Source organism: [Clostridium] colinum (assembly GCF_940677205.1).
Taxonomy (GTDB): Bacteria; Bacillota; Clostridia; order Lachnospirales; family CAG-274; genus Tyzzerella; species Tyzzerella colina.
The window spans coordinates 2,010,756-2,035,557 of record NZ_OW712331.1; the positions used below are offsets into that span (position 1 = coordinate 2,010,756).

Below are 24,802 nucleotides of genomic sequence, written 5' to 3' on the forward strand. Positions count from 1 at the left end.
AGCAATTTTAGTCAATATATATAAAATATTATTATAAATAAATATAACAACTATTAGCTTTAGCTTATATACAATTTATTATTTTTTTCTGTTGTTATTAGTGTACTTTTTTAATAATTCATTTTTAGATACTTTTAATGTTTTAACTTTATCAGTATTTAAATTAATATTCCTAAAATCATTAATATTTTTATAAATTTTACTATTTTTTTCTTCTTGTAAACGTATTTTAAAATCTATTTCTGTTATTTTTTCGATTTTATTTTTTAATATTTTTATATCTTCTTTAAAAATTTGTTTATTTTGATTAAGATTGCCATTAAAACTTTCAAATATGTCTAAAAACATATTATCTATATTTATAATTTCATCTATAAATTTTTGCTTTTCATCTAATGAAATGTTTATAAAACTATTTGTATCGTTATTATCATTATTTTTAAAAACAATTTCTTGATTTTTCGTTATATTTAGTATTAAATTTAATAGCTCTATTTTTCTATCTAATATATAATTTAAATTATTTAATTTATTGTATATTTCCTCTAATTCTTTCAAAAGTAAAACTCCTTCTTAAAATATAGTATATATTTTAATATTAACACATAAAATATATTATATCAATATTTTACCCTTTACAAATCTATTTTTAAAAGGTATAATAAAATTAGTATAATATATTAAATGCTTTGATAAGGACAGTAGGTATATATTCTTAGTTTAGCGAGCTAGAGATGGTGTGAGCCTAGCCAATAGACATATACTGAAAATCACCTTTTAGCAGTAAACCGAAAAGATTTTTCTTAGTAGGCTTTAACGTATCCCCTACGTTACAGGGTTTAGAGAGGGTAACTTTTGTTACCAAATCAGGTGGTACCGCGTTTATTACGTCCTGTCTTTTGGCAGGGCTTTTTTATATTATTACTAATTACATTTAATACTAAAACAACTACTTTTAAGGTAGTTAAAATATATTTTTAGGAGGTTAACTTATGTACGATAAGGTTTTGACAAATTTAAACTTTGTTGAAAGAGAAAAAGAAATTTTAGATTTTTGGAAAGAAAATAAAATTTTTGAAAAAAGTATAGAAAGTAGAAAAGAAGGCGAAGTTTTTACATTTTTTGATGGTCCTCCAACAGCTAATGGTAAACCTCATATAGGACATATATTAACACGTGTTGTAAAAGATATTATACCTCGCTATAAAACTATGAAAGGCTATAAAGTGCTTAGAAAAGCTGGTTGGGACACACACGGGCTACCAGTTGAGCTTGAAATAGAAAAAAAACTTGGAATAAGTGGTAAACCACAAATAGAAAACTATGGTGTAGAACCTTTTATAAAACAATGTAAAGATAGTGTATTTACTTACGAAAGTCTTTGGAAAAAAATGAGTGATAGAGTTGGGTTTTGGGCTGATATGGACAATCCTTATGTTACTTATCACAATTCTTATATAGAATCTGTTTGGTGGGCTTTAAAACAAATTTGGGACAAAGGTTTGTTATATAAAGGTCATAAAATAGTACCTTATTGTCCACGTTGTGGTACATCTTTATCTAGCCACGAAGTTGCTCAAGGATATAAAGATGTTAAAGACAAATCTGCCTATGCAAAATTTTTAGTAAAAGGCACAACTAACGAATTTTTATTAGCTTGGACTACTACTCCTTGGACTTTACCTTCAAACGTAGCTCTTACTGTTAATGCCGATGAAGACTATGTTAAAGTAGAATTAAACAATGAAAAATATATTTTAGCAGATGCTTTAGTATCTAAAGTTTTTGGAGAAGAAGAAAAACCTACAGTATTAGAAAAATGCAAAGGTAGCGAGCTTAAAGGTCTCGAATATGAACCTCTTTTTGACTATGCTAAAAATATAGTAAAAGATAAAAAAGCTTATTATGTAGTGTGCGATTCTTATGTTACTCTTACAGATGGTACTGGTATTGTACATTGTGCTCCTGCATTTGGTGAAGATGATGCTCGTGTAGGTAAAGATAACAATTTACCTTTTGTTCAGCTTGTAAATGAAGAAGGTAAATTTTTACCAGAAGTTACAGATTGGGCTGGTGTTTTTGTTAAAGATGCCGACGAAGATATAATTAAAAAATTAAAACAAGAAAACAAACTTTTAAAAGCAGAAAACTATGAACATAGCTATCCTTTCTGTTGGAGATGTGATACCCCTTTATTATACTACGCTAGAGATACGTGGTTTATAGCTATGACAAAAGTACGTGATATGCTTGTTAAAAACAACAACACTGTAAACTGGATGCCTGATAACATTAAACAAGGACGTTTTGGTAACTTTTTAGAAAATGTTATAGACTGGGGCTTATCTAGAGAACGTTACTGGGGTACACCTCTTCCTATTTGGGAATGTAGCTGTGGACACAGAGAAGCTATTGGTAGCATAGAACAATTAAAGGCAATGTCTTCTGATTGTCCTGATGATATTGAACTTCACAAGCCTTATATAGACAATGTTCACCTTGATTGTCCAAAATGTAATGGCAAAATGACACGTGTAACAGAAGTTATCGACTGTTGGTTTGATTCTGGTTGTATGCCTTTTGCTCAATGGCATTATCCATTTGAAAATAAAGAAATATTTGATGAAAATTTCCCTGCCGACTTTATATCTGAGGCAATAGACCAAACTAGAGGTTGGTTCTACACTCTTATGGCTATATCTACTTTATTATTTGATAAAGCACCATATAAAAATGTTATAGTTTTAGGCCACGTTCAAGATAAAGACGGTAAAAAAATGAGTAAACACACAGGAAATGTAGTAGACCCTTGGACTGTTTTAGACAAACAAGGTGCCGACGCAGTTAGATGGTATTTTTATACAAATAGTTCCCCTTGGTTACCTAACAGATTTTACGAAGAAGCCGTAAACGAAGGCCAAAGAAAATTTATGGGTACTTTATGGAACACTTATGCTTTCTTTGTTTTATATGCAAACATTGATAATTTTGACCCTAACAACTATTCATTAGAATATGATAAACTATCTGCAATGGATAAATGGATATTATCAAAACTTAACTCTTTAGTTAAATTTGTAGATGAAGGTTTACAAAACTACAAGCTTACTGAAACTTCTAGAGCTATGTCTGAATTTGTAGACGAGCTTAGCAACTGGTATGTAAGACGCTCAAGAGAACGTTTTTGGGGCAAAGATATGCCACAAGACAAAGTTAATGCTTATATGACTTTATACACAGTTTTAGTTACTGTAACAAAACTTTCAGCTCCATTTACACCATTTATAGCAGAAAGTATTTATCAAAACCTTGTTTGCAAAGTGTCTAAAGATGCTCCACAAAGCGTACACCTTTGCGACTTCCCAACTTATGACGAAAAACTTATAGATAAAAAGCTAGAAGAAGATATGGACAGTGTTTTATCTATCGTAGTTGCAGGTCGTGCTAGCAGAAATACTGCTAATATTAAAAACAGACAACCAGTTGGTAATATGTTTGTTAAAGCTAATAATAAGCTAGATAATATGTTTATAGACATTATAAAAGAAGAGCTTAACATTAAAAATGTAGAATTTAAAGACGATTTATCTGCATTTACTAGCTACAACTTTAAACCTCAACTTAGAACACTTGGTAAAAAATATGGTAAACTTGTACCATCTATCGGTAACTATTTAAAAGAAAATGACGGTATTAAGCTTATGTCTGAGCTTAAACAAAATGGCTTAATAAAATTTGACATAGATGGCGAAAGTATAGAGCTTGCAGAAGAAGATGTTTTAATAGAAACTGCTCAAAAAGACGGCTATGTTTCTGAAAGTGATAAAAATGTTACTATTGTTTTAGATACAAACCTTACAGAAGAACTTATAGAAGAAGGCTTTGTTAGAGAAATAATAAGTAAAATACAAACTATGAGAAAAGAAGCCGAATTTGAAGTGTTAGACAAAATAACTGTTTATTATTCTAACAATGATAAAATAGCAAACATTATATCTAAAAATATAGAACAAATAAAAGATGATGTTTTAGCTACAGATATTTTAAACCAGTCTAACGACGGTTACACTAAAGAGTGGAACATTAATGGTGAACAAGTTGTCTTAACTGTTGTAAAAAACAACTAACAAATACCTTATAGCTATTAAAAATAGTATTTAATATAATATATAAAGGCTAAAGATTTTCCTCTTTAGCCTTTATAATTGAAATGGAGATTTTTTATGTTTAAATCTATATTAAAAAAATTATTTACTAAAGAAATTTTATTATATTTAATCTTTGGAGTTTTGACTACCTTAGTAGATACAGTTGTTTTTTATGTATCAAACTATAAATTAAATATACACTATGTTTTATCTACTTGTTTAGCGTGGTTGCTTGCTGTTTTGTTTGCATATATAACAAATAAGTTGTTTGTTTTTTCTTATAAAAATAGCCAAAATATTTTAAAAGAAATGTTTTATTTTTTTTCACTTAGATTTGTATCTTTGTTATTATCTATTGTATTTATGGTTATAATGGTAGATATTTTAAATATACAAGAGCTTTTATCTAAAATACTTGTTAATGTATTTGTTGTTATAGCAAACTATTTTTTTAGTAAAATTTTTATTTTTAAATCTTAAAATTTTTATTTAAACTATTTTATAAAAATGGTATAATATAGTAAATTTAATATAAAAATATTTATTACGAAAGGAAACTATATGATTAAACAAACAGTTAAAAATAATAATTACATTTTTTTAGCAACATTAATTTCTGCTATTATTGTTCTTATAACTTATGCTTTTTGTGGTTTTTATCCTTTTGGAGAAAATAGCATATTAAAAGTAGACCTTTATCATCAATATGCACCCTTTCATGAAGAGCTTAGACAAAAGCTCCTAACAGGTGATAGTCTTTTTTATTCTTGGCAAGGTGGGCTTGGTAAAGAATTTTTAAGCCAAATAGCATATTATACAGCTAGCCCTATTAGTATTTTTATATTATTTTTCCCTAGCCAATATATATCTGAAGCTATTTTATTTTTTGTGTTTATAAAAATAGTTTTATGTACTTTTTGTTTTAGCTATTATTTAAAACATACATTTAAAAAAGAAAGCATTTTAATTACCATATTCGCTATTATGTATGGGTTTATGGCCTTTATAACTAGCTTTTATTGGAACATAATGTGGTTAGATTCTATTTATCTTTTTCCACTTGTAGCCCTTGGTATAGATAGGCTTGTTAAAGATGGCTCATATAAAACTTATCTTATTAGCCTTATATTTTGTATTATAGTAAATTTTTATATAGCATTTTTAGTATGCGTATTTGCTACTATTTATTTTTTAATAAAAGTCTTTTCAGAATATAGCATAAAAGATTTTAATATTATAATAAATAGAATTATAAAATTTGGTATTTTATCTTTATTAGCCGGTGGTACAACTATGTCTTTAGCTATACCAACAGTAGTTGCACTTGGCAGAACACAAACTTCTGATACATCTTTTCCTTCGTTTGAAATGTATCAAAATGTTTATCAAATAATAACAAACCACTTTTCTGGAGCAAGACCTGTTGTTTTAGCTAGAAATGAAGATTTACCAAACCTTTATAGTGGTGTTTTAACAATGGTTTTAATACCTACCTACTTTTTTAATAAAGAAATAAAGCTTAAAGAACGTATATCTTTTGCTATATTAATACTATTTATGTTAGCTTGTTCTATTTTTAAACAACTAGACTTTATAATACACGGTATGCATTTTCCTGCCAATTTACCACATAGATATACTTTTATATATTCATTTATAATTTTAACACTTGCTTATAAATCTTTAATAAATGTAAAAGGTATAAAACCTTTAGTTATTTATATTTCTATACCATTTTATATTATTTATATGCTTATAAGTGAATATTATTTAATAAACGTAGTAGATGATATATCAAAGGCCTTATCTACATCAGACATTATTGCTAATGTTATATTATTAGTTTTATATATGGTTGCAATATTATACTATAAAAAAAGTTATTATGAAGAAAATATTAGTAATAAACATTTAAACTCATTCTCTATTGTCTTTTCTTCTATATTTACTGTAATATGTATGGGATTATTTATTGGAGGATTAGCATATAACATAATAAATTCTTCAGAGGGCAAAAGCTTAAACATTAGTTTTTATATTTTAACTTTACTATCTTTTGGTATAATCATTTTATGCGGTTTATTACTTAAAAATACTATATATAAATTTAACTTTAAATACCAATTAACAGTTATTTTATCAATGTTATTACTTATTGTATCTGGCGAAAGTTTGTTTAACTGTACAAATGGATTTTTCCATAGCGGTACTACTAGTCAAGAAAATTATATACAATATATAAAAGCAACAGATGATATATTAGAATATATAAAAAATACCGATAATGATGAAAATAAGTTTTTTAGACAAGAGTTTTCTAGGTTTACGGCTATAAATGAATCTACAATGTATCACTATAATGGATTTTCTCAATTTTCATCTTTAGCCTATGGAGATACATCTAAGCTTTTAGAAAATTTAGGTATTGCCGCAACAGGTAACTCTTATAGATATTATGACCCAACGCCTCTAATAGATTCTATGTTTAACATAAAATATATTATGGCTAAAGACAATGAAATATTTAATCCAAATTATGAACTTATACAACAATTTGACAATGTATATCTATATAAAAATAAAACACCTTTATCTGTTGGATTTATGGTAAACGACACTATAAAAGATTGGGAAACTAACCAAGAAACACCTTTTATTACTCAAAATGAGTTTGTATATAATGCAACAGATATAAAAGATGAGCTTTTAACAGAGTTTCCTGTAGAACATTTTAGAGCAGAAAATGTTGATATAACTTTAAAAGATGAAAAACAGTCCTACTCTTACACATTACATGATGAAACAAACCTTGATTTGATACCTACTGTATATGCTAGAGCATATATTCCTAAAACACAACGAATATTTTTATATGTAGAGTCTACAAATTCTAAAAGATTTAAATATACAGTAAATGGACATACCTCAGATAGAGAAATTTCTACTGGTAGAAGCCTTATAGACCTTGGTCTTTTACAAGAAGGCGACTTTGTAGACATAGAATTTTCTCTTGATAGAAAAGGTTCGTATGAAACAACTTATTCTAAAACAGGTAATTTTAGAGTGTATGCTGCTTGTTTTGATAATGATATTTTTAATAATATATATAATGAATTATCTGATGAAATGTTAACTGTAACAGACTATGACAGTACATCTTTAAATGGTACTATAACAGCTAAAAAAGACGGTATTATGTTTACATCTATTCCTTATGATGAAGGTTTTTCTGCCTTTGTAGACGGTGAAAAAACTGAATTAATACCTGTTGGTAACAACGGTATTATAGCTATTCCAGTTAAAGAAGGAGAACATCAAATATCATTTAAATATCACGTTAAAGGGTTTAACCTTGGATTAATTTTAACTATTATATCCATAATTGGCATTATAATATATGCTTTTATTGACAAAAAATTTAAAAATAAAAATTTTTAATAAATTTTTAAAAAAATAGTTGCATTTTAAAAATTTATTTGTTATAATATAAAAAATTAAATATGTATCGGCGTTTATACTTTTGTATATGAATGAAAGCTAATCTATGGATAAATTTTTAGAGAGTTAATGGTTGGTGTAAATTAATATTTTATTATAGAGTTCCACTTTTAAAGCTTATGGTGATTAAATCATAAGGGTTAGCCCTTTATAGCTTAAACGAGAGGCTATTTTTATAGCAATTTGGGTGGCAACGCGGGTTTTTTAAAGCTCGTCCCTTTCTTTAGGGACGGGCTTTTTTTGCATATTTATATATTATTTTGCAAAAATTATATATAGCCTAATATTTTAGCTTTAATACTATATATTAAAGTATAGATAGATACAAAATAAAGTAAAGGAGATATTGCTATGTTAGATATTAAAAGAATTAGAGAAGATTTTGAAGGAGTTAAAAAAGCCTTAGCAAAAAGAGGCAAAGAATATGATTTAGAAATTTTTTTAACACTAGATGAAAAAAGAAGAAACCTTTTACAACAAGTAGAAGAACTTAAAAACAAACAAAATACTACATCTAAGCAAGTACCTATACTAAAAAAAGAAGGCAAAGACACAACAGAGCTTATGGCCGAAATGAAAGAATTATCTGATAAAATTAAAGTATTAGACAATGAAGTAAGAGAAGTAGATGAAGAAATCCAAACTCTTTTATATAGCATACCTAACACACCTAACGAAAAAGTACCTTGTGGTGTAGATGATACAGAAAATGAAGAAATTAGAAAATGGGGCGAACCTAGAAAATTTGATTTTGAACCAAAACCTCACTGGAACTTAGGAGAACAACACGATATTTTAGATTTTGGACGTGCAGCTAAAATATCTGGTGCTAGATTTACAGTATATAAAGGTCTTGGAGCTAGACTTGAAAGAGCTTTAATAAACTTTATGTTAGACACACATATAGAAAAACACGGATATGTAGAGATTATGCCACCTCAAATGGTTAATAAAGGCAGTATGTATGGTACTGGTCAGTTACCAAAATTTGAAGAAGATATGTTTAAAGTATCTAACAATGGTTATTATCTTGTTCCTACGGCAGAAGTTCCTGTTACTAACCTTTATAGAGAAGAAATATTAGACGGTAACAATTTAACTATTAGCCACTGTGCATTCACTGCTTGTTTTAGAGCAGAAGCTGGTTCTGCTGGTCGTGATACAAGAGGGCTTATCCGCCAACATCAATTTAATAAAGTTGAGCTTGTTAAATTTACTAGACCAGAAAAATCTTATGAAGAGCTTGAAAAACTTACAAATGATGCTGAAAATATATTAAAACTTTTAAACCTTCCTTATAGAGTTGTAAGACTTTGTGGTGGTGATTTAGGCTTTAGCTCTGCTATGACTTATGATATAGAAGTATGGTTACCAAGTTATAACAGATATGTAGAAATATCTAGCTGTTCTAACTTTGAAGACTATCAAGCTAGACGTGCTAACATAAAATTTAAAGACAACATTAAAGATAAAGCAACATTAGTACACACATTAAACGGTAGTGGGCTTGCTGTTGGTAGAACTGTATCTGCTATATTAGAAAACTTCCAACAAGAAGACGGTAGCGTTATTATCCCAGAAGTTTTAGTACCATATATGGGTGGTATTAATAAAATAGGATAATTTATTAATAAAAAAATATGTTAGATATAAGGTTGTAGACAAAGTCTACAACCTTTCAAAAAACAATATTTTCTTGTACAAGGGGCTAAAAGCCCCTAAAAACCTATCTTTACGTATACGTGGCAAAGCTACATATGTAATTAAAGATGAGTACTCTTCGTTATCATACTCTCTAATTTTTTGTATTATTTCTATTTTGTTTACAGTATAAGCTAACTTAATATTTAAGTTGGCTATTTTAGGTTATAGAAGTTGTCTACAATCTTTCAAAAAATATTTTATGATACTTGTATGAAAAAATACCAATTTCTTCATACAAGGACTAACCCGTCTAAAAATCTAAATTTCTACACAATCTAAAACAAAGTCTCATTCTATAATTAGAATTTTTATACAAAGTATAAAAATAAAAAATTACTCTAAAATATTTTATATATTTATTAATATACACTATGCTTTATATTTATTAATTAAATCTATTGATTTTTTAAATTTTTATAGTATAATTTATAGTATAATTTAGTAAAATATTTTTTAGGAGTGAATAAATATGAAAAAATTAATTTCTATAGTTATGTCTATAACATTAGCATTAACATTAGTAGCTTGTGATAAACCTGAAAGTAATAATACTTCTGAGCTATCTTCTGAAACACAACAAGAAAAAGTAGATGAAAATGATTATATAGCTAAAATTAAAGAAAGAGGTGAGCTTATAGTTGCTACATCTCCAGATTATCCACCTTATGAATTTAAAATAGTAGAAAATGGGAAAGAAAAACTTGTGGGATTTGACATAGCAATAGCAGAAGAAATAGCAAAAGATATTGGTGTAAACTTACGTATATTAGAACTAGATTTTAATGGCCTTTTAGTATCGTTAAATGCTAACAAAGCCGATATGGTTATGGCGGGTATGACACCAGATGAAAATAGAGTTAAAGCTGTAGATTTTTCAGATATATATTATCTTGCAGAACAAGGTATTATGGTTTCATCTGAAAATAAAGATACTTTAAACACATTAGAAAGTTTAGCTGGTAAAAAAATTGGTGTTCAAAAAGGGTCTGTTCAAGAAAAAATTGCTTTAGAGCAATTATCTAATTCTAAAATAATGTCATTAGTTAAATTGCCAAATATTATTTTAGAACTTAAAGCTGGTAATATAGATGCAGCTATTGTAGAGTTTCCTGTAGCTGAAGGATATATTAAGCAATATCCAGAGCTTGCTTTATCTGATGCAAAAGTTATAGACGAAACTGGCGGGTGTGCTATTGCAATAAAAAAAGGTAACAAAAGCCTTGTTGACCAAGTAAACTTAACTATAAATAGATTAAAAGAAGAAAAAAGTTTAGATAAATATGTTATAGAAGCTAATGAAATTGTAAATAGTATGATAGAATAATAATTAAAATTAATAAAAGCCCTAAAAAATAGGGCTTTTATTTTGTAATTTATTAAGGATATTTTATATAACGTCTAATAAAATAATGATATTTCAAAATTAAAATGTTAATATTTTTAATTTGGGGAAAATTTTAACATTTTAAAAGTTTAAGCTTTATCTTCTTTTTTTATAGAAGATTTTCTTATCATAAAAAATGCAAATAAACATATTGCAAAAATTATACCTACTATATTTGATATATTTGGAGGTAATTTAAGACCTTCTTTTGCTTGCATTATATATGAAATACAAACATAAGACATTAATGTAGCAGGTAAAATAGCTATAAAATAATTTTTATTATTTTTATAAAGATATACACCTACTGTCCATAAGAATATAGTTGCTAATGTTTGATTTGACCAAGCAAAATATCTCCAAATAATATCAAAGTTAACTGTTGTTAGGAAAATACAAACAATAAATAAAGGTATTGCTATAAGAAATCTTTTTGATATACTTTTTTGGTTTATTTTAAAAGCATCTGCTATTGTAAGTCTAGCGCTTCTAAAGGCCGTATCACCAGATGTTATAGGACAAGCAACAACACCTAAAACGGCTAAAATAGCACCAAATGTACCTAAAAGCTCTTTTGATAAAAAGTTTACAACACCTGCTGCCCCATTATAGCTATTTAATGCTTGTGCTACTCCCTCTGGGCTACCCAAAAATGAAATAGTAACAGCACACCAAATTAAAGCTACAATACCTTCAACAACCATTGCTCCAAAAAAAACTGCTTTAGTTTCTTTATTATTTTTTACACAACGAGCCATCATTGGAGATTGTGTAGCATGAAAACCTGATAATGCTCCACAAGCTATTGTAACAAATAAAAATGGAAATACATTTAATCCATCTGGATGTAAATTTGTAGCAAATGTTTGGCTATTAATTTCTATCATTGGGTCTGTACCTTTAAAATGATTAATAAACATACCACCACATAAAAATACAGCCATTAAAATAAGACATATCCCAAACACTGGATAAATTTTTCCTATAATTTTATCTACTGGTAAAACTGTTGCTAAAATATAATAAACTATTATTATACCAACTAATAAAGTTTTATCTAACCCTGTAAGGTTTGATAATAGCCCTGCTGGAGATATAACAAACACTGTTCCTACTAATATTAATAAGATAACTGAAAAAACACGCATAATATTTTTCATAGTTTCGCCTAAATATATACCTACTATTTCAGAAACAGATATCCCATTATGCTTCATAGATATTACACCAGACATAAAGTCGTGTACTGCACCAGCAAATATTGTACCAAATGTTATCCATAAAAATGCTATTGGTCCAAAACAAGCACCTAATATAGCTCCAAATATAGGCCCTGTACCAGCAATATTTAAAAACTGGATTAATAAAACTTTATGTAATGGCATTGGTATATAGTCTATACCATCTTCCATAATTGTAGCAGGTGTTGCTTGATTTTCATCTAAACCTGCTTGCTTGTATACATAACTACCGTATATGAAATATCCGCCAATTAATATAGCTAAACATACTAAAAAAGTAATCATATATTGCTCCTCCTTATAAAGACGTTAATATTTTATATTAACATTATATATAAAATTGTTATAAAATACAAGAAAAATTTACAAAATAAGACTTTTTATATATATTTTTTACAATATAATTAACTTTTAAGTAACTTTAAATAATATTTATAATAAAATTAATTTAAACATAAAATAAAAATATAAATTATATAAATACAAAATAATTATATACATATTTAATAAAATTGTTTATTTTTGTTATAAACTTATGTTATAATATTAAAGGTGATTATTTTGATAATAACAAAAATAGAAAAACAAAAAAATAATAACAAAAGATATTCTATATTTATAAATAACGAATTTGCTTTTGGAATAGATGAAATGGATTTACTATATTACAAACTAAAAGAGAATGAACCTTTAGACAAGGAAAAATATGAATATATTTTAAATAAACTTTTACTAAAAAGCGCAAAAGATAGAGCTTTAAAATATCTATCTTATAAAATGAGAACTAAACATCAGGTTATAAAAAAGTTACAACAAGAAGAATTTCCACCTAATGTTATAAATAAAGTAATAAATATATTAGAAAAATATAATTATATAAATGATGAAGAATTTGCTAAAGCTTTTATAAAAGATAAATTAAACCTAAAAGGTTATGGACTTTTTAAAATAAAATATGATTTAAAAATGTTAGGTGTTAATGAAGAAATTTTTACAAAATACTTATACGATAAAAATTTCGTAGATGAAGAAGAAAAAGCAAAAAAATTATTATTAAAAAAAATTAAAAATTTAAATATAGAAAATTTAGATTATAAAAAAAAGCAAAATTTATATGCTTATCTATCTAGAAGAGGATTTTCATATGATAGTATAAATAAAGCATTTGATTATATGTTGGAGGATTTTTAACTATGGATAATAAAAACAAAAGGTCTTCACTTAGAAAAGATTTTTTTAAAAACTTTCAAGAAAAAGATTTTTTAGCTTGCTATGAAATAGCTGAAAATATTGTTAAACTATATCAAAAAGAAGAAAAAGAAAGTATAGAATTTTGTACAGACTTATATAACTTAGCATATATACAACAAAATCTAGGTAAATATAGCTTGTCTATAAAATACTATAAAAGATTATTAAAACTATTAGAGAAAAAAGATTATGATGTTGAAAATAATAAAGATATAGAAAAAATAAAATTTATTATAGATGTAGAAAATAGCTTAGGTATTTGCTATAGCAAAAGTGCTTTAAACCAAAATCTTTCTCTAAAATGTTTTGAAAAAGCTTTATCTTTATCTAAAAAATGTTTAAAAGAAGTAGATAATACAACAATAAATATATTACATAATATAGGCTGTTCATATTATGATAAAGAACAATATGAACATGCTATATATCATTTTTTAGAAGAATTATCTTATAGAGAAGATAAAAACATAGATTTTATAGATAACTTAAATTTTTTAGGCTATAGCTATGAAAAACTAGAACGATATGACGAAGCTATAGGATACTTTAATCAAGCTTTAGATATTATAAAAGGTTTATTTGGTATAAATTCAGAAGAATATATTGCAAATATATATTATATATCAGCTGTATATGCAAAAATGAAAAAATATGATTTAGCTATTAAAAGTTATGAAAAATCTTGTAACCTTATAGAACAAAAATTAGGAGATAAACATCCTTATCTAGCTGAAGCAATGTCAAAACTTGCAGAGGTATATTTAAAAATTGATAAAACAGAAGAAGCTTTAAAAATACAATTAAAATCATTAAATATTGTAAAAGAAACTGTTGGAGAAAAACATATTTTTTATGCTAGTAATCTTAAAAGAGTTGGGGATATATACTATATTTTAGAAAATTTTGAAAAAAGTTTATTTTATTATGAAAATGAAAACAAAATAAAAGAAAATGTTATAGGCATATATAACGAAGAATATATTAATTCCTTATTAAACCTTATAAATGTATTTATAAAAACTAATAATATGGAAAAAGAACAAGAGGCCTCAAATAAACTTTTTAAAATGGTAGATTTTGATTTACCTAAAAAATCTTATGAAAAAGCATTACTAATTTTATCTAAAATATATATACATAATGATTTATCATCTTATTTGTATGAAGTTTACAATCATTATAAAAATATAAATGATATAGATACTTTTGATGATATGATAAATAAAGCAAAAGAAATAGATGAAGATATAATAAATAAAGATAAAAAATTAAATGCAATATTTAATAGCTATAAAGAACAAGACTTATATGAAGAAGATTTAGAACAAGATATTAGAGATGATATTTTTGATGGTATAAAAAATCTTTTTGACGGTATAAAAAAAGAAATTAACAAAATAGAAAAAGAAAAACAAAAAAATGAAAATAAATTAGACGAAAATAATAGTTCTTCTGAAGATAAGGAAGACAAAGATAATATCTAAAAATTGGCTTAATATTTTTTTTTATATTAAACATAATAAAAGTATAGGTTAAATACCTATATTTTTTTAATTAAATTATTAGCCTATAATTTATATTTTATTATAAATAAAATAAACGTCTGTTTAAAATTTTATTATAATAAAATAGCTAATAATTATAACACAATTAGATATATTTTTAAAGGAGGATTAGCTATGAGAAAAATTACAACAGCCGGTTTAATAACGTCTGGTGTGGTAGGTGCTATAGGCTTAGCTTATGCTATGACAGATAAAAGAATGAGAAATAAAATGGCAAATGATGGCAAAAAAATGTTAGATAAAGCTGGAAATATGGTATCAAAAATGGATATATTTTAATAGTTAAAAATATATATTTATTAAATATTTAAAATTTATAATAATATGTTCAGTCTTAGGTTGTAGACTTTGTCTACAACCTTTATTTTATATTTTTTAGTAAAATAAATTACCTAAAAATATTCCTTTTACATAAGCTTAATCAAATGAATAAAATTAATTTAGCCTCTTTATATTATTATATAATATATAACCCCTTAAGCTATAAATTATAAAATACTGATAGTATATAATAATATTTAAAATTTTATATATTTTATGTATAAAAATTTTATAACTGTTAATAATTAAATTGTACCACTCATTTCCCCCTAATTTTGAGTGAAGTTTAATAATTTTATAAAAATTATTAAAAACTAGCTAAATATATAAATATATATTTAGCTAGTTTTTAATACATAAAAGTTTTATACTATAATATTACTCATTTGTTTCTTTCATATATCCAGTAATTTTATTATTATCCATCCATATTTTTTTAGATGCCATTAAAAATTCAATAGTATCATTACTTTTATCAAATATTTTCTTTAATAATGTTTTAGTTTGAAAAAGGTCATTATATGTTAGATACGGGTAGTCTTCCATTTTGTTTGTATTTTTTGTATAATATAATGCATAATTTAAGTTATTATCTAATAATACCCATTGATTTCTTGTATCTTCTATACCAAGTAACATTTTATCTGCAGTTTCTAAGTATCTTTTTTCACCAGTTATATTATATATTTCATACAAAAAGTTCATTTCTGCTAATTGATGGTTTAAAGATATATGTGTTTTTTCGTGGTTTGCTTTATGATAGCCATAATCTGCTACTAATATACCTCCACTTTGTGTAGGATAGCTATCTGTTTGGGCAAAGTTTAAGAAAAACTCAGCATATTTAACAGCAGATGCTAAAAACTTTTTATTATTATAATTTTGATATGCATATAATAAGCTTGTAGCAAAGTCTGTATTAAATCTTGTATCGTAAAAACCTGCACCTATTTTAAAATCTGTATATAGCCAATCTGACTGAGGTCCTGTTTCCCAATAGCCCATTTGATTTTGATTTTTCATACAAGTTTCTGTCATAACATATCCAAGATTTTTAGATAATGGATTAATTGCATATTTAGCAAAAGAGGCTCCTGTATAGTTAGAAGGGTGTCTATATAAAACGTCTTTACCACCAGGCTTATAATTAGATGGTGTTTGGAAATAATATCCATCATAGCTCCAACGTCTAGTTTCTGAAAGGTCGTGAGGTAAAAGCTCATTAAAGCTCTTCATTGTAGACCAGTCTACTAATCTTTTTGTAGACTCCATATACCAATATTCACCTATTAATGATTTATCTTGTGGAAAAGACATTTGTAAATCAAAGTAACCGTCTTTTTTAACAATTTTAATCATTTGTTCTTTATCTCTAACAATTGTCAAAGTATTATTTGTAAAAATATTTTTATAAACTCCTGGTACACTAACTATGTAGCTATTAGTATCTGTATCTATAAATAATGTAGTATGTTTTAAATTTGCCATATTAGACGTATTTACCCATTGTTTTTTAACTGGGTCTACATATCTAACTGTTATTGTATTTCCTTTTATAGGAATAGAAACATTATATCTTTCTGGTTTATTTTCTTTAAAATACATTCTATTCATATAATAAGTATCATTATTTTCAAATACAGTTTTTGTTGTTTTAGTAAAAATATTAAGTTCATCATTTGTAGTCTCAGTAGTAATAGGAGTAAACTTCGTTGGTGTATAAACTGGTACGTCTTTTATTATATTATATATTTTTAAATCTTCGCCTGATAAAGGATTTCCGTTTTCATCTTTAGGAATATCATTAACTATTTGATTTGCTGTATTAATAGTATTATTATTTGTAACTGTATTATTTATATTATTAGCATAAACATTTGTTGTTAAAGCAGATAAGGCAACAGTAAACTCCATAATCTGCATAATATATTTTTTCAAAATTTAACACCTCTCAATATTTTTATTAATTCTACAAGTTATTATACCATTATTTTTAATATTTGCAATTAGTTTGTTTTTTTTAATGTAATTGTAACATAAATATTACTTATATAAACAATAATAGGCTAATTGCCATAACAATCATACCAGATATTAAACCATAAATAGAAAGGTGATGCTCTCCATATTCTCTGGCCGTAGGTAAAAGCTCATCAAAAGATATAAACACCATAATACCTCCAACCATTGCAAATATTATACCAAAAACTATATCATTCATTATAGGTACTAAAATAAGAAATCCTATTATTGCTCCTATTGGTTCAGACAAGCCCGATAAAAATGAATATATAAAAGCCTTTTTCTTAGACCCTGTTGCATAATATATAGGTATAGATACCGCCATTCCTTCTGGTATATTGTGTATAGCTATTGCAACAACAATAGGTATAGCTATTTTAGGTTCTTGTAAAACGGATACAAAAGTAGCTATTCCTTCTGGAAAGTTGTGTATAGCTATTGCTAAAGCCGTAAATAATCCTGTACGTTTAAGACTTTTGGTATTTTCTTTATTTATTTTTGGCACTTCGTGTGGGTTTTCTTCACAAGGTATCATTTTATCTATAATAGCTATAACTAACATTCCTAAAAAAAACGATATAACTGTTATCCAATAGCCTTTTTTTTCTCCTAACTGTAATATAAGTTTTTCTTTTGCTTCAAAAAATATTTCTATCATAGATACATATATCATAACTCCGGCAGAAAAGCCCAAGCTAATGGATAAAAATTTTTTATTAGTTGTTTTTGCAAAAAATGCAATAACGCTTCCTATAGTTGTGCTTAAGCCTGCTATTAATGTTAAAAAAAATGCTAAAAAATAAGTTTCTATAATATAACCCCCTTTGTTAGCTTCTGCTAACTAACAAAAGTTTAACATTATATATATTTTTTGTCAAACTAAATTTTATCCACATTATATTCATTTTTATTTTGTCCACATTTTTAAATTTAATTATTTTATATTGTTGGTAACTTTTTTACTTTATTTGTTTTTATTAACAATAATAATAAATATTTAAATATATATAGTTATCAACAATATATTTAAGCTTTTTTATACAAAAAATTAAGAGACTGCCAATAAAATTGACAGTCTCTTAATTTTTTGTATATTAGTTAGCTCTACCTAAATATTCACCAGTACGAGTATCTATTTTTATTTTTTCACCTTGTTCTAAGAATAAAGGAACATTTACAGAAACACCTGTTTCTACAACGGCTGGTTTTGTAGCACCAGTTGCTGTATCACCTTTAAAGCCTGGCTCTGTTTCTATAATTTCAAGCTCAACAAACAATGGTGGTTCAATACCAAAAACATTACCGTTATAAGAAAGAACTTTTACAACTTCATTTTCTTTAACAAATTTTAATGTATCTCCAACCTCTGAAGCATTAACAGCTATTTGCTCATAGCTTTCATTATCCATAAAATGATAAAGCTCTCCATCATTGTATAAATAGCTCATATCTTTTCTATCAATATGTGCTCTACCCATTTTTTCTGTAGGTCTAAAAGTTTTTTCTACAACAGCACCTGTAACAAGGTTTTTAATTTTTGTTCTAACAAAAGCAGCCCCTTTACCAGGTTTAACATGTTGGAATTCTAATATAACAAATATATCTCCCTCATATTCTATTGTAACACCATTTCTAAAATCACCAGCTGAAATCATTTAAAATTTCCTCCTTAAAGTTATATTATGTTTATTATTTCAACTTTAAAAAAATTTATTATAATTTTAAGTAAAATAATATTTAAAAGCATCTAAAGCCAAAATATAGCTATTTTCTTCAAATCCTGAAATTTGGCCTATACAGACAGAGGCTAAAACAGATTTTTGCCTAAATTCCTCTCTGTTATATATATTAGATATATGTACCTCTATGGTAGGTATATTTATAGACGAGATGGCGTCTCTAATAGCATAGCTATAATGCGTAAAAGCTCCTGCATTTATTATTATACCATCTATTTTATCAAAATAACATTTTTGTAAATAATTTATAATTTCTCCTTCTATATTAGACGTAAAAAATTTTACATTAAAAGATAAATTTTTAGCTTTTTGTAATATATCTTTTTCAATATCTTTTAAAGATTTTGTACCATAAATATCTTTTTGTCTAATACCTAAAAAGTTAAGATTAGGTCCATTTATAACAACTATATTTTTCATATAATCACCTATTTAATATAGTATTTTTTATATTTTTTGCCAATATAAATGGAGATTTATCATTTATATCAAAAACTATATCTGCATATTTATTGTATAAAGGTTCTCTTTTATACAATAAATCACATATAGTGTTAAATTTATTTTTATTTTTTAATAATGGTCTTTTATCATCATCTTTTATATTTTCATATATTTTTTCTGGAGAAGCTTTAAGATATACTATAATCCCATTATTTTTAAGGTTAATAATATTTTCTATATCTTTTATAACTCCACCACCGGTTGATATAACACAATTTTTCATTTTAGAAACTTTATTATATACCTGTTTTTCTATGTTTCTAAAATATTCTTCTCCAAATATTTCAAAAATATCTTGTATAGATTTATTTTCTTGTTGTTGTATTATACAATCTGTATCTATAAAAGAAAAATTAAAATTTTTGGCAAGCTCTTTACCTATAGTAGTCTTACCACAACCCATAAATCCTATTAAAACAATATTTTTACTATTCATTGTCTTTATGTCTTGGGTGTTTTTCTACTATTTTTATAGCATTAGTTATTGCTGTAATAATATCTATAAGGCATTGATTTTCATATGAACTAAGTTTTGCATAGCAAATTCCTTTTTCTGTTGCTACATATTTCGTTGGAAGATTATTAAGAGAAATTGCCATTATGTCTGCTTTACATCTATCACAAAAACAACTACAATTATTTTTTCTCATTACTTCTTCTAATTGGTTACAAACTAATTCCTCCATATAATTTTTTACTTCCATTTGAGTCTTCATAAGAAAACCTCCTTTACAAATAATATATACATATTATACCATATTTTAATTTATTTTACAATATTTTAATGTACTTATATTAAAATATTAGTCTAATTTTAGAAATATATGAAATATATACAATTATTTTTATAAAATATTTATATAATTTAAACATTTTTAAGGCTAGCTTAAAAATAAGCTAGCCTTAAAAATATTAATCTTGTGTATATGCAAGTAAAGCAACGTGTCTAGCTCTTTTAATAGCTAATGTTAAAACTCTTTGATGTTTAGCACAGTTGCCAGTTATTCTTCTAGGTAATATTTTTCCTCTTTCAGAAATATATTTTTTAAGCTTAGCAGTATCTTTGTAATCAACAAAATCTACTTTTTCAGCACAAAAAGCACAAACACGTTTTTTTCTTTTACCACGTTTTTTGTTAACCATTGGTTTACCTCCTTTATAAACTTAATACGAAAGTATTAAAACGGCAGATTATCGTCATCTACACCCGTTTCTATACTATAAAATTCATCTGTTTCCTGAATATCATTTTGTGAGTTGTCAAACATTTTGTTAGGCTCAGTAGGCATATTGTTTGGTTGGTATCCTTCAGAAGAAGATTTGCTTTCTAAAAACTCTGCCTCTTCAACATTTATATCTGTTGAAATACGTTTTTGTCCGTTATTATCTGTCCAAGAGTTTGTTCTTATGCTACCAACAATACCTATCATTTTACCTTTTTTAAAATATTTACCGATAAACTCTGCTATTTTACCAAAAGCAACGCAATTTATAAAATCTGCATCAGGCTCGCCCTCTCTTTTGAAACGGCGATTAACTGCTACACTAAAACGTGTAACTGCTATTGGTTCTGCACTTTGAGAATATCTAATCTCTGGGTCTCTAGTAAGCCTACCAGATATTATAACTTTGTTCATAAAAACACCTCACATTACGCTTCTTGGCGAACTACTAAATAGCGAAGTACGTTTTCTTTGATACGCATACGACGCTCAATTTCAATTGGAGTTTCGCTATTAGCTGTAAAAGTGATAAAACTATAGAAACCTTCGTTGAATTTTTTAATTTCGTAAGCAAGTTTACGTTTGCCCCAATCATCAACTTTCTCGATAGTACCACCAAATTTAGTGATAATATCTTGAACGCTTTCAAACTCTGCTTTAAGAACTTCTTCTTCTAATGTTGGTTTAACAACAACCGCTAATTCATATTTATTCATTATCTGCACCTCCTTTTGGACTTTGGCTCTCTATAATAGAGAACAAGGATTTTTTCAATTTAAAATTATATCACACCCAAAAAAATATTGCAAGCATTTTATAAACTTAAAATAAATATTTTTACTCTATATCAAAAATATTATTTAAAATTATAATTTTTTTAATTTAAAAATAACTCAAAATAAAGACAAACTAAACTTTATAAATAAAATAGAAGCGTATGAGAAAAAGTAGTTATTATGTTAAATCATATAAGGGGTTTTGCACATTATAAAGCAAGGTTTTATTTACACAAAAAAACCTTGCTTTATTCATACAATAACCGATAATAATCTTATTATTTATTTATATTTTTACTATATAAAAAGCTAATTTTATTAAATACAGGCTAAAATACTTAAAAATCTAGCTTTTTATATAATTTAAGGTAAATACTTATCTTGTTATTATACCTTTTATACAAAATCTAAAAATATTTCATATTAAGTTAAAAACTATTTATTTGTATTATAATCTAATTTATTTATTTGTTCTTTTACTCTAGATATAGCTAAAGCATTTTCTGGTACATTTTTTGTTATTGTAGATCCTGCTCCTGTAGATGCATTTTTTCCAATCTCTACTGGTGCTATAAGATTTGTATTACAACCTATAAACGCATTATCTTGTATAGTAGTTCTATGTTTATGTTTTCCATCATAATTAACTGTAACTGTCCCACAACCAAAATTTACATTTTTACCTACATCAGAATCTCCTACATAAGTTAAGTGAGATATTTTTGTATTATCATCTATTGTAGAATTTTTTATCTCTACAAAATCTCCTATTTTTACATGTTCGCCTATTTTACTATTAGGTCTTAAATATGCATATGGACCTACTGTTGTATAGCTATTTATAAAAGAGCTTAACACAGTAGATTGTGCTATATTAACGCAATCTTTTATTTCTGTACTAGTTATTCTAGCATATGGACCTATTATACAATCACTACCAATAGTTGTTTTTCCTTCTATTATACAACCTGGTAATATAACTGTATCTTCTCCTATTTTTACATCTTTTCCTATATATGTGTTATTTGGGTCTTCAATTGTTATGCCATTTTCCATATGATATTTATTTATTCTTTTTTTCATAACATTAATAGCCGTTGCAAGCTCATATTTAGAGTTTACACCCAAAAATTCTTCATTATCATCTGCCACCATTATACCAACTTTATTGCCAGTATTTTTAATAATCTCTAAAGTATCTGTAAGATAATACTCTTTTTGAGAATTATTGTTAGAAAGATTATTTAACGCAGTTTTTAAAGCATTAGAGTTAAAAATATAAACACCTGTGTTTACCTCATTTATTTTAGCTTCTTTTTCATTTGTATCTTTTTGTTCTACAATTTTATTAAATATACCATTTTCTCTAACTATTCTTCCATAACCTGTTGGGTTGTCTACAAAAGATGATATAACTGTTGCATAGTTTCTTTCTTTATTGTGTATTTTAACAAGCTTTTGTAAAGTTTCTTTTTTAATAAGTGGTGTATCACCATATAATATTAATATATTTTCATCATCACCTATAAAATCTAAGGCTTGCATAACTGCGTGTCCAGTGCCAAGTTGCTCTTTTTGATAACCATATTTTATATCTGAGCCCAAAACGGATTTTACCATAGCACTTTGGTGCCCTACTATAACCATTATATCATCAGCATTAATATCGTTTGATGCTTCTATAACATAGTCTATCATTGTTCTATCTAATACCTTGTGTAAAACTTTTGGTATTTTAGATTTCATTCTTGTGCCTTGCCCACCTGCTAATATTATAACTTTTAATTTACTCATTATTACACCTCTTTTTTATTTAAGGAACATATGTTATTGCTTGTTTGCCCATTTGCTCCCACGCTTTTATAAAATCTGTTTTATTTTGTTTTTGTGTCATACCTGGATACATTGGGTCATTATAATATATATATTGATTGTCATATCCAGTTATTAATACAGAATGTTCTCTATATGTCATTTTTACATTGCCTCTAGTTGTGTTTAAATAGTCAAATTCTTGTTCTGGTAAAGGCTTAAACCTTGTATTTATTATAATCCAAACGGGGCGATTTTTACTTATATAATAATATAAATCTTGAAAATTTGCACCAGTTAAATTTAAGGCCTCACCACCAACATATTCTTTAAAAATCTCATATATAGGTTCATTATAAACACCATATCCCAAATTTTCTTTAGAATATATATCTCCAACAAATCCTTTATGAGGATTACCATTATATTGGTTACCATCTTTTAAAGTAAATATAAAAGGCTCTTTTTTTATTTTGTCTGCAAGTTCCATTTTATCAACTTTTATCCCTTTATAATTTAAAAGCATAGCAAGGCTTGTAACTTCGCACCCTCTAAATAGCTCTGGATATTGATTTAAATAAGGAACTCGCTCTATTTGATACATATTAGGTACTTTTGTGTTGCTTTCCCATATAAATGAATTACTTTTTCTAAAAAATATAGTAGAATTTTCATATTTTTTAGCATAGTCTAAAGCTTGTTTATAGTCTACAAATTTTTTTAATAAATTATATCCTTGATAAACCTCATAAGACGGATTACTATCCCACACCCATTTATAATCTCCAGATTTTTTAATTGAAGAATTTTCATATTTTTTAGCGTATTCTAAAGCTTCTTCATAGCTGTCAAATATATCTATTAGTTTGTCATTTTGATAAACTTCATAAGCTATTTTTCCTGTTTTTGTTACATATACTATTTTATCTTCTAAATTTTTATTAAGATTTTTATTTATTTTATACATAAAAAATATAAATATATTGACTATAACTATACATATAAGCAAAAAAATTATTATTATTTTTTCACTCTTTTGCAAAATAAATGCCCCCTAAATATATTAAAAATTTTTAAATATGTTTTATATAACATATTATTTTGTAAATATTATTACTTTAATAAATGATTTAATTATTAACCATAATTTGCAATTTAATAATAGGTATACAATTTATTATTTTTCAATATACAATTTTACATTATTTTATTATATATGTCTATAACTTTTTAACAATACCCATTTTTTAACTATATCATTTATTATTTATATGTTTATATCTTAAATTTTTTATTCTGTTTATAATTTTTTTATTGTTTATAACTAAAAATGTTGATTATATAAAATAATTTTGTTATTATATATATATTGTTAATAACTTATAGTTTATTAACACTTTTCCACAAATTGTTGATAACTATGTTGATAATAACTTAATAATTTTATTTTTTACTTAATTTTACAATATTTTTATGTTTATATGTATTTATCCAGATATGTTGATTTTATCTATTTTATATAAGTTGTTAACATATGTTGATAACTTATATAAACATATTTATCATTATATTCTTAAAATTTTTTAAATAAACAACCTATATAGGAGGTATAAA

21 protein-coding genes and 1 other annotated feature are annotated in these 24,802 nt (G+C 25.7%); of the genes, 8 read left to right on the top strand and 13 right to left on the bottom strand.

Translation table 11 applies throughout. The features are described from left to right. Nucleotides 1-78: 78 nt before the first annotated feature. Nucleotides 79-558 carry a hypothetical protein gene (locus tag NBW53_RS09925; RefSeq protein ID WP_250278075.1) on the bottom strand — a complete coding sequence of 160 codons (480 nt, stop codon included), beginning with the start codon at nucleotides 556-558 and terminating at the stop codon, nucleotides 79-81. Nucleotides 559-680: 122 nt separating this feature from the next. Then, nucleotides 681-898: a binding site (T-box leader), on the top strand. A 94-nt stretch (nucleotides 899-992) separates the two neighbouring features. On the opposite strand from NBW53_RS09925, the gene ileS reads away from it, so the two are divergent. From ileS to NBW53_RS09950, 5 genes are all read left to right on the top strand, one after another. Next, nucleotides 993-4,127, top strand: a complete 3,135-nt coding sequence (gene ileS / locus NBW53_RS09930) for an isoleucine--tRNA ligase (RefSeq protein ID WP_250278076.1) — start codon at nucleotides 993-995, stop codon at nucleotides 4,125-4,127. 96 nt (nucleotides 4,128-4,223) lie between these two features. Continuing rightward, nucleotides 4,224-4,628 (top strand): GtrA family protein, encoded by a 405-nt coding sequence (locus NBW53_RS09935; protein WP_250278077.1) that lies wholly within the window; start codon nucleotides 4,224-4,226, stop codon nucleotides 4,626-4,628. An 81-nt stretch (nucleotides 4,629-4,709) separates the two neighbouring features. Beyond that, entirely contained in the window at nucleotides 4,710-7,586 is a 2,877-nt protein-coding gene (locus tag NBW53_RS09940; RefSeq protein WP_250278078.1) for a YfhO family protein, read from the top strand. 411 nt (nucleotides 7,587-7,997) lie between these two features. Continuing rightward, complete coding sequence (serS, locus tag NBW53_RS09945; RefSeq protein ID WP_250278079.1) at nucleotides 7,998-9,269, top strand: serine--tRNA ligase; 1,272 nt, start codon at nucleotides 7,998-8,000, stop codon at nucleotides 9,267-9,269. A 550-nt stretch (nucleotides 9,270-9,819) separates the two neighbouring features. Further along, entirely contained in the window at nucleotides 9,820-10,674 is an 855-nt protein-coding gene (locus NBW53_RS09950; protein WP_250278080.1) for a transporter substrate-binding domain-containing protein, read from the top strand. A 149-nt stretch (nucleotides 10,675-10,823) separates the two neighbouring features. Here the strand turns inward: NBW53_RS09950 and NBW53_RS09955 are convergent, their stop codons facing one another. Continuing rightward, the gene (locus tag NBW53_RS09955) at nucleotides 10,824-12,260 is read right to left on the bottom strand and encodes a carbon starvation CstA family protein (protein ID WP_250278081.1); all 1,437 of its coding nucleotides are present in this window, start codon (nucleotides 12,258-12,260) and stop codon (nucleotides 10,824-10,826) included. Between the two features lie 276 nt (nucleotides 12,261-12,536). Here NBW53_RS09955 and NBW53_RS09960 point away from each other — a divergent pair, with 276 nt between their 5' ends. From NBW53_RS09960 to NBW53_RS09970, 3 genes are all read left to right on the top strand, one after another. Continuing rightward, the gene (locus NBW53_RS09960; RefSeq protein ID WP_250278082.1) at nucleotides 12,537-13,166 is read left to right on the top strand and encodes a regulatory protein RecX; all 630 of its coding nucleotides are present in this window, start codon (nucleotides 12,537-12,539) and stop codon (nucleotides 13,164-13,166) included. A gap of 2 nt (nucleotides 13,167-13,168) precedes the next feature. Further along, complete coding sequence (locus tag NBW53_RS09965) at nucleotides 13,169-14,710, top strand: tetratricopeptide repeat protein (protein ID WP_250278083.1); 1,542 nt, start codon at nucleotides 13,169-13,171, stop codon at nucleotides 14,708-14,710. A 195-nt stretch (nucleotides 14,711-14,905) separates the two neighbouring features. Next, a complete protein-coding gene (locus NBW53_RS09970; RefSeq protein WP_250278084.1) occupies nucleotides 14,906-15,070 on the top strand; it encodes a hypothetical protein in 165 nt (54 codons plus the stop codon). 420 nt (nucleotides 15,071-15,490) lie between these two features. Here NBW53_RS09970 and NBW53_RS09975 read toward each other — a convergent pair whose 3' ends face one another. The 11 genes from NBW53_RS09975 to NBW53_RS10025 all read right to left on the bottom strand — a co-directional run bounded on the left by NBW53_RS09975 (nucleotide 15,491) and on the right by NBW53_RS10025 (nucleotide 24,155). Next, nucleotides 15,491-17,050, bottom strand: coding sequence for a glycoside hydrolase family 88 protein (locus NBW53_RS09975; RefSeq protein WP_250278085.1), 1,560 nt, complete (start codon nucleotides 17,048-17,050; stop codon nucleotides 15,491-15,493). Between the two features lie 109 nt (nucleotides 17,051-17,159). Next, nucleotides 17,160-17,948, bottom strand: a complete 789-nt coding sequence (zupT, locus tag NBW53_RS09980) for a zinc transporter ZupT (RefSeq protein ID WP_330651658.1) — start codon at nucleotides 17,946-17,948, stop codon at nucleotides 17,160-17,162. Between the two features lie 280 nt (nucleotides 17,949-18,228). Then, the gene (gene efp / locus NBW53_RS09985) at nucleotides 18,229-18,789 is read right to left on the bottom strand and encodes an elongation factor P (RefSeq protein ID WP_250278086.1); all 561 of its coding nucleotides are present in this window, start codon (nucleotides 18,787-18,789) and stop codon (nucleotides 18,229-18,231) included. Between the two features lie 66 nt (nucleotides 18,790-18,855). Further along, nucleotides 18,856-19,293 carry a type II 3-dehydroquinate dehydratase gene (gene aroQ / locus NBW53_RS09990; RefSeq protein ID WP_250278087.1) on the bottom strand — a complete coding sequence of 146 codons (438 nt, stop codon included), beginning with the start codon at nucleotides 19,291-19,293 and terminating at the stop codon, nucleotides 18,856-18,858. A gap of 4 nt (nucleotides 19,294-19,297) precedes the next feature. After that, the gene (locus NBW53_RS09995; RefSeq protein ID WP_250278088.1) at nucleotides 19,298-19,813 is read right to left on the bottom strand and encodes a shikimate kinase; all 516 of its coding nucleotides are present in this window, start codon (nucleotides 19,811-19,813) and stop codon (nucleotides 19,298-19,300) included. Beyond that, on the bottom strand, nucleotides 19,806-20,093 hold the full coding sequence (locus NBW53_RS10000; protein ID WP_250278089.1) for a late competence development ComFB family protein: 288 nt from the start codon (nucleotides 20,091-20,093) through the stop codon (nucleotides 19,806-19,808). Before NBW53_RS10000 ends, NBW53_RS09995 begins: the two co-directional genes overlap by 8 nt. Nucleotides 20,094-20,289: 196 nt before the next feature. Continuing rightward, the gene (rpsR, locus tag NBW53_RS10005) at nucleotides 20,290-20,520 is read right to left on the bottom strand and encodes a 30S ribosomal protein S18 (RefSeq protein WP_250278090.1); all 231 of its coding nucleotides are present in this window, start codon (nucleotides 20,518-20,520) and stop codon (nucleotides 20,290-20,292) included. A 35-nt stretch (nucleotides 20,521-20,555) separates the two neighbouring features. Beyond that, the gene (locus tag NBW53_RS10010) at nucleotides 20,556-21,014 is read right to left on the bottom strand and encodes a single-stranded DNA-binding protein (protein WP_250278091.1); all 459 of its coding nucleotides are present in this window, start codon (nucleotides 21,012-21,014) and stop codon (nucleotides 20,556-20,558) included. Nucleotides 21,015-21,028: 14 nt separating this feature from the next. Continuing rightward, nucleotides 21,029-21,316: a 30S ribosomal protein S6 gene (rpsF, locus tag NBW53_RS10015; RefSeq protein WP_250278092.1), complete on the bottom strand. Its 288-nt coding sequence runs from the start codon at nucleotides 21,314-21,316 to the stop codon at nucleotides 21,029-21,031. A gap of 495 nt (nucleotides 21,317-21,811) precedes the next feature. After that, entirely contained in the window at nucleotides 21,812-23,170 is a 1,359-nt protein-coding gene (gene glmU, locus NBW53_RS10020; RefSeq protein WP_250278093.1) for a bifunctional UDP-N-acetylglucosamine diphosphorylase/glucosamine-1-phosphate N-acetyltransferase GlmU, read from the bottom strand. A 19-nt stretch (nucleotides 23,171-23,189) separates the two neighbouring features. Further along, nucleotides 23,190-24,155 carry a C39 family peptidase gene (locus tag NBW53_RS10025; RefSeq protein ID WP_250278094.1) on the bottom strand — a complete coding sequence of 322 codons (966 nt, stop codon included), beginning with the start codon at nucleotides 24,153-24,155 and terminating at the stop codon, nucleotides 23,190-23,192. Nucleotides 24,156-24,802: the final 647 nt, after the last annotated feature.